This window comes from Bradyrhizobium diazoefficiens (assembly GCF_016616885.1).
Lineage (GTDB): Bacteria > Pseudomonadota > Alphaproteobacteria > Rhizobiales > Xanthobacteraceae > Bradyrhizobium > Bradyrhizobium diazoefficiens_F.
Genome location: NZ_CP067102.1, coordinates 4,491,645 through 4,502,086 on the forward strand (window position 1 = coordinate 4,491,645; position 10,442 = coordinate 4,502,086).

The 10,442-nt window shown below is 63.9% G+C and carries 11 protein-coding genes and 2 tRNA genes; 3 read left to right on the top strand and 10 right to left on the bottom strand.

From position 1 onward, the window contains the following. Positions 1-208 precede the first annotated feature (208 nt). The 8 genes from JJC00_RS21005 to JJC00_RS21040 all read right to left on the bottom strand — a co-directional run bounded on the left by JJC00_RS21005 (position 209) and on the right by JJC00_RS21040 (position 7,519). The gene (locus JJC00_RS21005; RefSeq protein WP_200467868.1) at positions 209-1,600 is read right to left on the bottom strand and encodes a TolC family outer membrane protein; all 1,392 of its coding nucleotides are present in this window, start codon (positions 1,598-1,600) and stop codon (positions 209-211) included. Between the two features lie 206 nt (positions 1,601-1,806). Continuing rightward, the gene (locus tag JJC00_RS21010) at positions 1,807-2,469 is read right to left on the bottom strand and encodes a protein-L-isoaspartate O-methyltransferase family protein (protein WP_200467869.1); all 663 of its coding nucleotides are present in this window, start codon (positions 2,467-2,469) and stop codon (positions 1,807-1,809) included. A 166-nt stretch (positions 2,470-2,635) separates the two neighbouring features. Then, positions 2,636-2,785, bottom strand: a complete 150-nt coding sequence (locus JJC00_RS21015; protein WP_200474368.1) for a hypothetical protein — start codon at positions 2,783-2,785, stop codon at positions 2,636-2,638. Positions 2,786-2,997: 212 nt separating this feature from the next. Continuing rightward, positions 2,998-3,072 (bottom strand) — tRNA-Asn (locus JJC00_RS21020). A gap of 95 nt (positions 3,073-3,167) precedes the next feature. Further along, positions 3,168-4,865, bottom strand: coding sequence for a flotillin family protein (locus tag JJC00_RS21025; RefSeq protein ID WP_200467870.1), 1,698 nt, complete (start codon positions 4,863-4,865; stop codon positions 3,168-3,170). A 19-nt stretch (positions 4,866-4,884) separates the two neighbouring features. Next, the gene (locus JJC00_RS21030) at positions 4,885-5,547 is read right to left on the bottom strand and encodes an OB-fold-containig protein (protein ID WP_200467871.1); all 663 of its coding nucleotides are present in this window, start codon (positions 5,545-5,547) and stop codon (positions 4,885-4,887) included. A gap of 10 nt (positions 5,548-5,557) precedes the next feature. Continuing rightward, entirely contained in the window at positions 5,558-6,721 is a 1,164-nt protein-coding gene (locus tag JJC00_RS21035) for a PspA/IM30 family protein (RefSeq protein WP_200467872.1), read from the bottom strand. Positions 6,722-7,255: 534 nt separating this feature from the next. Further along, a complete protein-coding gene (locus JJC00_RS21040; protein WP_200467873.1) occupies positions 7,256-7,519 on the bottom strand; it encodes a hypothetical protein in 264 nt (87 codons plus the stop codon). 268 nt (positions 7,520-7,787) lie between these two features. Here JJC00_RS21040 and JJC00_RS21045 point away from each other — a divergent pair, with 268 nt between their 5' ends. The 3 genes from JJC00_RS21045 (at position 7,788) to JJC00_RS21055 (ending at position 8,485) form a co-directional block, all read left to right on the top strand. Next, the gene (locus JJC00_RS21045) at positions 7,788-7,994 is read left to right on the top strand and encodes a hypothetical protein (protein WP_200467874.1); all 207 of its coding nucleotides are present in this window, start codon (positions 7,788-7,790) and stop codon (positions 7,992-7,994) included. Positions 7,995-8,079: 85 nt separating this feature from the next. Beyond that, positions 8,080-8,153: transfer RNA gene (locus JJC00_RS21050), tRNA-Cys, on the top strand. A gap of 185 nt (positions 8,154-8,338) precedes the next feature. Further along, positions 8,339-8,485, top strand: a complete 147-nt coding sequence (locus JJC00_RS21055) for a hypothetical protein (RefSeq protein ID WP_200467875.1) — start codon at positions 8,339-8,341, stop codon at positions 8,483-8,485. 9 nt (positions 8,486-8,494) lie between these two features. Here JJC00_RS21055 and JJC00_RS21060 read toward each other — a convergent pair whose 3' ends face one another. Together JJC00_RS21060 and JJC00_RS21065 are read right to left on the bottom strand one after the other, a co-directional pair. Continuing rightward, positions 8,495-9,226 (bottom strand): tRNA-uridine aminocarboxypropyltransferase, encoded by a 732-nt coding sequence (locus JJC00_RS21060; RefSeq protein WP_200474182.1) that lies wholly within the window; start codon positions 9,224-9,226, stop codon positions 8,495-8,497. A gap of 361 nt (positions 9,227-9,587) precedes the next feature. Continuing rightward, positions 9,588-10,337: a class I SAM-dependent methyltransferase gene (locus JJC00_RS21065; RefSeq protein ID WP_200467876.1), complete on the bottom strand. Its 750-nt coding sequence runs from the start codon at positions 10,335-10,337 to the stop codon at positions 9,588-9,590. Between the last annotated feature and the right edge of the window lie 105 nt (positions 10,338-10,442).

Below are 10,442 nucleotides of genomic sequence, written 5' to 3' on the forward strand. Positions count from 1 at the left end.
CGCGACAGCCAGACTTGTCCCCAGATCACGGCTCAATGTGAGGCGGCGCGCCCCTGCCCCGTCACTCAAGCATTACGCATGCAACATTGGACGCGGGGCGAATCGACCCGCAGCTTCTTGGCAAGGCTATGTCAGGGATTTTGATGATTGCAAGCAAAGCACCGGTCGGCCTTGGCAGTTTGCGAGGCCGACCGGAGGATTACGGGACTTAGCGTCCGTCAGGCGTGCGCACGCCGGCCCAGCTATCGCGGACCTGCTGGTAATGCACGCTGGGATCGTAGACCGTGGTGTTGAGGCCGAGCACCTGCGGGGCAAGGCGGCCAACGGCGCTGAGCACGGAGTAGGACGCGACCACGCGGTCGTGCTGCGCAGTGACGAGCGCGACACGCGCGTTGACCAGTGCTTGCTGCGCGTTGAGCACGTCGAGCGTGGTGCGCTGTCCGGCCTTGGCCTCTTCGCGCACGCCGTTCAGCGCGATCTCGGACGCCGTGACCTGAGCCTGCGCCGACTGCACCTGCGCCTTGCCGGCTTCCAGCTGGCCCCAGGCCTGCACGACGTTGGCGCGGGTCTGGTCGCGGGTGGTTTCGAGATTCAGGCGCTGCTGCGCCAGATTCTCTTTCGACTGTCGGATCAGCGCATATTCGGCGCCGCCCTGATAGATCGGTATGGAGGCCGTCGCGAGGGCGGAAGCGGTATTTGTTCGGAAGACCTGCAGGGTCTGTTGGTACGCCGTGCTGACGGCAGCCTGCAGGGTGACGGTCGGCAGCAGCGCACCTTCGTTGATCTTGACCTGGAGATAGTTGACGTCGATGCCGTACATCGAAGCCGTAACGTTGGGGTTTTCTACCAGGCTGAGATTGACCGCCGAGGCGATTGTCGTGGGCAGGAAGCGATCGACCGGCGAGCCCGGAGCGAGGTTCGTCGGCTCGTTCCCGATGATCCGGCGGAAGTTCGAGCGCGTCGTCGTGAGATTCGATTCGGCCGTCAGCGCTTGGGTCCTGCCGGCAGCCAGTTGCGCTTCGGACTGCGCGACGTCGGTGCGCGTGACCTCGCCGACATTAAAGCGGTCGCGCGTTTGCTTGAGCGTCTGTTCGAGCACGCGCACGTTGCTGCGCTGAACTTCGAGAGTTGCCGCATCACGCAGGTAGTCCATGTAGCTCGTGGCAGCCTGCAACAGCACCGTCTGCTCGAGCACACGCAACGCTTCGCGGGACCCCGAGACCTGACTTTCCGCCGCGCGCGTTCTGTTGGCCGTCTGATTGCCGTTGTAGAGCGTCTGGGTGACGGTCAGGCTGGCACTGTTGGGCTGAAGGGGGGGATCGCTATGGAACGGCTGCCCCCTCTGCAGCTGTTGGACGTCCTGATATTGATACCCGGTGCTGAGGTTGACGCCGACCTTGGGGCGATAGCCCGACAGCGCCTGCGGCACGTTCTCGTCGGTCGAGCGCACCTGGGCGCGCTGTGCGTTGAGCTGCGGGTTGTTCTGATAGGCGCGCACCAGCGCAGCCTCGATCGTGTCCGCCAAGGCAGGCGTCGGCCCTGCAAGCGCCAGCAGCAGAACCGAAACCGCCGCTCCGGTGAAGAGCTTCACCCCATGCATCCCTTAAATTCCGTTCATTCTCACGTCAGGCTCGTGCCCGCGAGCCCGGTTACCGTATCCAAGTGGGAGTCGTTGCCCCGCAGCAACATAGGACGCGGTCAAGCGCAACGGAACTACCCTTGGGTAGTTCTCGGTGGAAACTCTTTACGTGCAGCATCCCGGCCACACTTCTGATTCAGAACGGTATTTTAACGGGATTTCGGCCATCAGAACACGAAGGCGGCGGCCCGTTCCAGCCCGGGGAGCACCGGGGCGGCGGCGTCGAACAGCGGCCGATAGCCGAATTCGCCGTGGATTCGGGTCACGATCATGGCCCGCGACGGCCGGGATTCGGCCGAGACCCCCACCAGGCGCCCCCCCTCTTTGAGCTGGCCGAACAGACCGTCCGGCGTCACTTCGGTGGCGCCGTTGAGGATGATCACGTCATAAGGCGCGGCAGCCGGATCGCCCTCGGCACTGGCGGCGGCCCTGCAGGTGACGTTGGTGAGCCCGATTGCAGCGAAGGCGTCCCTGGCTTTCGCAGCCAGAGCCGAATCGCTCTCTGTAGCCGTGACCTGGCGCGCAAGCTTCGCGGTCAGCGCGGCGAGGTAGCCGGTGGCGCAACCGACGACCAGCACGTTGTCGCCTTCGCCAATCTCGGCGGCCTGGAGCAGCTTGCCGATCAGCTGCGGCTTGATCAGATAGCGCTTGGCGCCGCCCTCGCTCACATCGAGATCGAGGTCGAGATAGGCCAGAGCCTGCCGGCTCGCCGGCACGAAGGCCTCGCGGGGAACCGCGAGCATGGCATCGAGAATGCGGCGATCGGTGACGTCATTGGTGCGCACCTGGCCATCGACCATTTTTTGGCGCGCGGTCGAGAAACCGGACATTTGCGGACCCTGCAAGGCGGACAATGCCGCGGACGAAAGTTGGCGGCATATTTGGAGCAGGCTCCGCGAAAACGCAACACGTCCGTTGGGACGGTGAACCAACGGCGATGCAACGGAGGTATCGGAGGCGAGATGGCCTATTCGATCGCGACGGCAAGCCGGCCGATCAGGCCGCCACTTCGTCCAGCCGTGCCGAATCGGGGGTCTCGACGGCGCGCGCGAGACAGGCCAGGCACTGATCGTCGCTCAGCTCGGGAATATCGGCCGGCAGAATCGAGGGGGCCAGGTGGGCGCGGCCGATCTGGATGTCGGGCATGGGAATCAGCTCCGTAAGAGTCCGGCCCCATCAAGCTCGATTTGAATTAAGTCGATTTGGCGCCGTCTGCGTGGCGACGATGCCTCCACCCACACACATCCGCTTGAACGCGATTCTGTTGGGCCCAAGCGCACGACGCTGGGAAACTGATCGAGCAAGATCGTGCGCCGCATCAGCGTACGGCAACAAGTAATTGAAAATGAAGCGGAATTTGGCTCCCCGGGCTGGATTCGAACCAGCGACCATCCGATTAACAGTCGGATGCTCTACCGCTGAGCTACCGAGGAAAAGGGCGAACCAGTCGTTCGCGCGCGGCTGCGTATAACAAAGCCGGTTGCGCTTGCAAAGGACGAATTCGCCATCCTTCGCAAAGCGTCGGCATTCAAAGATCGGCGGTGTTTGTATTCTCCGGCGCAGGCACAGTCGCCGGCGCGGCACCATTGGCCTTGCCGGTGACGGCGCCGACCAGCGTCTTCACGGGATCATCGCCCGGCGCAAAACCGCTCTGGCGCAGGATCTCGTCGATCATCGGACGCAGCGCGTGCACCTTGAGTAGCTCGCCGGCGAGCCCTTCGCCGAAGCCGACATTGCCGCCCCCGGCGCCATTGCCGCCGAACGCGCCGCCGGTGTGCAGGATACGGACGTCCTTGAGGTTGGCGATCGGCCTGACCATCTCGGCGAGCGCCGACGGCATCGTCTCGATTCGCTTCTTGGCGATCTCGAAATCGATGACGTTGCTGCCGAGCTTGTTCTGCGCCTCGTTCTTCAAGGTAATCACGGCAGCCTCGGCCTCACCGATGTTGCGGACACCGACCGCCTTGATCTTGTTGGACTCGGCTTCGGCCGTGGCCAGCGTTTTGACTGCCTCGGCGCGGTCGAGCGACGCCTTCTTCTCGGCTTCGGCGGCAACGATCAGCTCGGTCGATTTTCGCTCGGCCTCCGTGCGCGCGGCGAGCACCTGGGTGAGACGGGCGCGGTCGGCGACCTCGACGGCGCGTGCGGTGACCACTTTTTCCTCGGCGGAGACGGCCAGGGCTTCTGCCGTCTTGGCTTCGGCCACCGCTTCCGAGGTCTGCTTGCTCTTGGACGCGATCTGGATTTCGTTCTCCTGGGTCGCGATCTGGATTTCGCGCTGAGCGTCGGTCTTGCGCTTGTTGATCGCCAGATCCGACTCGATCACCGCGGTTTCCTTGACCTGCTTGGCGCCCGCCTCCTTCTCAGCGACCGCCCGGTCGGTGTCGATGCGGGCGTTCTCCTCGGTCAGGCGCGCGGTCTGCGTCGCGGTTGCGACTTCGGCGCGGGTGCTGGCGGTCTTATTGGCGATGTCGCGCTCCTGCGACAGCTCGGCCTCCTTCTTGGTCCGCTCGATCGTCAGGGTCTGCTGCCGCGCCTCGAGGTCCTTCTGGGCAATCGCCACCTCGTTGTCGCGGACGATCGAGTTGCGGTCGCGCCGGCGCGTCTCGGTCACGGTTTTCAGCTGGGTCAGACCTTCGGCGTCGAAGAAATTCTCGGGATTGAAGAATTTGACGTCGGTCTGGTCGAGTTTTGTCAACGACACCGATTCAAGCTCGAGCCCGTTCGATTTGACGTCGGATTCGACGGTCGCCTGCACGTGCTTGACGAAATCGCTGCGCTTTTCCTGCAGTTCCAGGATCGACATGGTGGCCGCCACCGACCGCAGACCGTCGACGAATTTTGCCTCGACCTGGTTACGCAAGGCTTCAGCGTCATTGGTCAGCGCGCCCAGTGTCTGGCTCGCGAGCGCAATGCTCTCGTCGTCGGGGCGGACCCGCACATAAAATTCCGCGACGATGTCGACGCGCAGGCGGTCCTTGGTGATCAGGGATTCCCGCTCCTTGCGTTCGACGGTGAGCCGCAGCGTCTTCAAATTGACGCTGGCATAGGAATGGAAGATCGGCAGGATCATGGCGCCGCCGTCGAGCACGACCTTCTTGCCGCCGAGGCCGGTGCGCACGAAAGCCTCGTCGCGGGTGGCGCGTTTGTAGAGAATGGTGAAGACGATCCCGAGGACAACGATCAGCGCGACGCCGATCATGGCCGGGACTGCGATATCGAACATGACTTTCTCCGATAATGACTTAGCTGCTGCTTAGAGATGGTTTGGACGGCTTGAGTTCATCGTCGGCTTTCACCGCGACGAAGCGGGTGCCGGCGCGATCGACCAGGAGGACCGTAGTTCCCTGCGGCAGGGGTGGTGATGACGGTGCCGCGACCGCCCAGACGAAATGGCGGTTACCGTGGACGTCGGCGACGCTGACGCGGCCAGGCGGCCCCTGGTCAAGCGGACCAATGACGACCTCGCCGACGCGGCCGACGAGGTCGCCGAGGCCGACGGCGTAGCTTTCATCCTTGGGGATGACCCGCGCGATGGCGCCGCTGGCGGCGCGGACCAGCGGGACCGACACGGCGACGGCCCCAATCGAGGCGAAGCTCGCCGGCAACGGGGCAGCCACCATCCTCGCCACGTCCTGAATCAGGAAGCCGGTGATCGAAAAGGCGCCGAGCGCCAGCAGCAGGAAGATCAAGAGCGGGACGCCGCCGACATTGATCCAGGAGATGGCGTTGATCACGCCATTGTCGCTGGGATGGCTGAAATCGATGCTGGTGCCGAGCATCTCGCTCAGCGAGGCCCCGACCAGCATGGTGACCACTTCGAGCGTGCCGACGATGAGGATCATGGCGGCCGCGATCGCGAACGGCCTGACCTCGGCCGACATGACGTGTTCGAGCAGAGCGCTCATGACACATTACTCAGGAGCGCGACTTCAACCGCGCCAGCCTCGCTGCAATCTCCTTGTCGCGATGCAACGTGCTGAGCTCGTCGATGTCGCTGGAATAGGGAATGCCCGGCGGCACGCCGGTGACGCGCGCCACTGCCCTGCCCGCGCGCAACGCCTTCCCCGCCGCGGACGTGCCACCACGTTTACGAGGTGAGGTCGAGGCCTGGTGGCTTGCGAGAGCCTCGCTCTTTTCGAGATCAGCGCGGCGCTGCTCGGCATCCTGGAGCGCCGACAGCACCGCACGGAGCGAGGTCACGCATTGCTCGATCTTCTCATTGTTCTCGTCGATGGCGCGGGAGAGCACCTCGAACTGCGCCTCCAGATCCATCTGCCGCGCGATGCCGGCACGGGCAAGGTCATCGCGGCTGTCCGCGATCGCGCCCTCGATCTTGGCGGCGAGATCGGTCATCTCGCGTTCGATCTCGGTGCGCCGCGCGTTGAGGCGGTATTCCTCGGCGCGCGCGGCCGCGAGCGCATCGCGCGCCTCGCTCTCTGCGCGCTCGATCTCGCGGATGGCCTGGCCAACCACTTTCAGCTTGTTGTTGCCCTCCGCCTGCTCGATCGCGTCATAGGCGATGCCGGCGATCAGACGTCCGACCCGGGACAGGAAATTTTCGGGAGCGGCAGCGATGGTATCCATAGCGTTCTCCTCCTCTGGCAGATTGTTCGGCGTGACGCCGTAGTGAACCTCGAAACCGTCGTCGGTGCGGATCAGGTGCGCGGGCACGCTTTGCCCCCAGCCTTCCGCGTAGCCGGCATAGTCGAAGGGCACGCTGAAGCGCCCCTGCACGGTTGAAATCGAAATGGTGGCTGGGCCCTTGATCTTGGCGAGCTTGTCGTCGAGCGGCAGGCGGCGTCCTTGGGCGGCGCGATAGTCGGCGCGGTCGCGCAGGCCCAGCGTCACCAGCCGCGACGGCAGCGCGGTCTGTTTGCGGATCTGCTCATAGGCATGGGCATGCAGCAGGACGACGTTGGAGCCCACATTATGGATCCGCGCGACCTCGTCGAGGATCTCCATCATGCGGTCATAAGCCTCAAACGTCGCCTCCATCGCAGCCTTGGCGGCCGGATCAGGGGCTAGCCTGTAACGCAGCGCCGATGGCGCATGTCGAGGCGACGGGCTCATGGAAAGCACTAAAGCACCATTTTAGTGCTTTACAAGAGGGGAATTCAATCACGTTCCACTGATCCTGATGCACTCTGAGAGTTAGTCGCTGTCGTTCGGGACTGCGTTCAAGGCGGGGCCATCACCTCTAGATCACTGCCAATCACGACTTCTTGCAGGCGCGGGTTGCAATTTGAAACGAAGTGCAAGCTCTCGTATCCCGGACGCGCTGCAGCGTTCTTACGCTGCTGCGCAGAGCCGGGACCTAGCAAGGAGCCGCGCTGCTCGGTGTTGCCATGCGCCCCGGCTCTGCAGCGCACCGCTGAAGACGCGCTGCGCAGCGTCCGGGGCACGAGGCCGGTGCGACACACCACTCCGCCGCCATGGTTTCGTCACCGGACTTAACTGCGTCATGAATCTGTCAGACATGATTCGGGGGCTTGCTCGATCTGCGCCGGATATTCGCCAGTCAACAGCTTGTCCGCAGCATATCCACAGCCGCGACCCGCCGGATTTGCGCTGGAATCGCAAAGCACTTGCTGCGCACAAATCCACAGCGGCTGCTCAGCCGCCGGCCTGGTCGAACACGGTGCGACAAGCTTCGCTTAGGCTTGAGCGGTTACGGCGCAGGCAGGCTGTGATGGCGCGGACGTTGGGGATTTCGCCGGCGCAGAGCCGGTAGACGTCGGGCGTGCAAGCCCGACGCTGCTCCGGCGTGCCCTGCTGCGCCTGGGCGGCGCCGGCAAATAGCGTCAGGAACAGCCCGACCGTCGAGGCGCGACGCGCCCGGCTTCTCACACCCGCAAACCGCAAGAACCTCGCCTTCATGACCAGTCTCCTGTCTGCCCCTGCTCGCCGGGCCCGCGCTGGCCGGCGTGTGAAGAGGTAGGAGGAATAAATCGCGCCGGATGTGATCTCTTTCACACTGGCCGCTGCTTGGGGATCCCTAGAGTTTCCACCGGGGTTCTCTGGGACTTTTCAGGAATCGCTAACCATTCGGATCTCGATCGGCCGATCGTTAAAATGCGAACAATCAGGTCAATCGAGAAACAAACCGGCGTTGCGACAGTTCGCCATCCGCGTTCCGGAGGGTGTGATGAGCGAAGCCGAATTCAACTTGCTGCTGGATACCGTCCGCGACGCCATGATGCATGACAATTTCGCGCCCGCGCCGGAGGAGGAATTCGTGCCCCGCTCGTGGAGCTTCGAGGCGACGCCCAGGAAAACTCCGATGGCCGCGAATGACAATGAGGGTGCCTGGCCCCTCGTGCCCTTTCCGGACGGCTGGTACGCCGCCTGCTGAGACCTCTCAGCCAGGCTTGACGTCGCGCGACGGCCCGCGGGGTTGCCTAAGCCGTTGATCCCCTATATTGCTCCGCCCTCGTTGAGGCCACGTGGCGGAGTGGTTACGCAACGGTCTGCAAAACCGTGTACACCAGTTCAATTCTGGTCGTGGCCTCCATCACAACTCCCTGACATCTTAACATAAAAGCGACCCACGCGCCGGCTCCGCCGCGCCTGCGGGGTTCGCCCGTGCGATGCGCCGCCACCGGGTTTGCCCGGGGCGGGTTGGAAACCCCCGATTCAGGTCACGTGGCATAACCTTCGCATCAGCTGGGTGATGCAGAAGCGAGCGCTGGAGAGCACGTGGGCGAGATCGTCCGATTTATCCCGAAATCAGAGCTGGAACGGGCTCGCCTCATCCGCGAGGCGCGCGCACTCTATGACAGCATCTTCCCGCCGTCCGCCCCCGACCAGAGGCCGCAGGACGACGAGGACAGCGTCAAGAACTAGCCGCGGGGCTCAAGCCTTCTTGCCGCGGCGGAAATCGCGGCGCCGGCCTTTCGGCGCCGGCTTTGGCGCCAGTTCCGGCATCTCGGCCTGAACCTCGCGGTAGCGGGTCAACAGCCGTTCAAAGCTTGCGTTGAGCGTCTCGGCGATATCGGGGCGCCGCTCCAGACCGGCCAGCAGCGTTGCGGCTGCCTCGATGGTCGACAGTCCGTCCTTGCGCGGCTCGCGGCGCAGGCGGCCGTAACGGGACGGATGCGCCGGGTTGAGGATCACGCGCTGGCATTTCAGCATCCAGGGATTGCGCCACCACAGCGCCTTGGCCTGGCTCCAGGTGCCGTCGAGCAGCACTACGCCTTCGAGCTTGCCGAGGATGGCACGCTGGTTCTCCGCGACCTCGCCCTTGCGGTTGAGCGCGACGATCTCACCCTCCACGTCGAGGTCGGCTGCGCGGGCCGAGCCGAGATAGAGCACGGCCCAGTGCGAGGCGTTCTCGATCGGGTGCCCGAGCGCCTTGGACAGGCTCGGCCAGGACAGGCCGACCCGCAGCGTCGCATCGGCAAAATGCCTGGCCAGCAGCCGCGCCGTGCCAAGCGCCCTGTCCTGCTCCTGCGGATGCTGGAGGATCAGGAGCGAAAGCCGGTTTTCGATCGGCGTGACGCTGTCGCAGATGCAGAGCGGCATCGGCTTCTGGCAGTGCGGGCATTCGGGGATCGGCTCGGGCGCGGCGGCGGTGGGGTTCGACATGGTCGCCGCTATACGCTTCATGCGCCGCTTCAACAACCCGCCTATTCCGACGGCGCATGAACCGCGCTGCCGCTCTGTGGTGGCGCCCGCCGAACAATCATCATACCCACATCAAACAGAAAGACCGCCCAAAGGCGGGCGATGGGCATGAGCGGGATGCTCCAGCCGTAATACACGCCCCAGTTGACTTGCGAGTGACGTCATCGCTCGGATTTGGTGACGTCTTGGAGGGGGCGATCTTCCTACAAGATTGCCCCGGTACGTCACGTTCCGCGCCCGAAGACCTTTCGTCTCGTGCGCTCGTTCGTCTTCGCGATGAGGTGTTCGGCGGCTCGAGCCCGGCGTAATTTGGTTGTCGGGTTCACGGCACGGGGCGTTTGCGCACGAACGCCATCAAGACCGTCTTGAACGGAGCCGGCGTGCAGTGTTGAACCGCAAGGAACAGCGAATAGAGAAGCTTCGATCCGAAATAGTAGGCCGGCTCCGCGTCCCACGGGATCACATACAGATCGTATCGGGAGGCAGGAAAGTGCCGTTTGAACGCGCCGGCAGTGTTCAGCAGGTAGACGGCCGGGAAGACATCCTCGCTCTTTCGGTTGTCCTGGGCCGACTGAATGATGCGGGCACTCCACTGGTCAGGGATCATCCGGTTGGCGAGCGCGATATATCCGTAGCGGTTGGGCGTTCGCGCACAAATCCAGCCGCCCGGCCTGAGCACGCGGTCGAGTTCACGCACAACCCTGGCCGGATCCTGGAGATGTTCGAACACGAAATCCGAGACGATCACGTCGATGGATTGATCCGGGATCGGAAGTGCCTCGTCGGGTTTGATCACGAATGCCCGATCCAGCGCATTGTTGGTCGTTACGGCCGAGTCGACATCCACGCCGATGAGCTCACGCACCCGCCCCTTCAACGACAGCAGGCTGCGCCGGTAGGCAACCGAATCCTCGCTCTGGCCGGCGCCTCGTCCGGCGCCAAAGTCCAGCACAACGGAATCCGGACGGATCAGGGCGCCGACCCGCTGCCAGAACTGAACCGTGCCGTCGACCCGAGAGAATCCACCCGCCGCAATCTCCGGGAAAAAGTGCGTTCCAACCGCATCAGCCATTTGGCTAACCACTCCATAACAACACGAGCCGGCCGCTCTGTGCTGACCACAACGCGGATTCCCAATGACAGCGTGCCTTTTCGGGGACAGAACCCGTCCGAATGC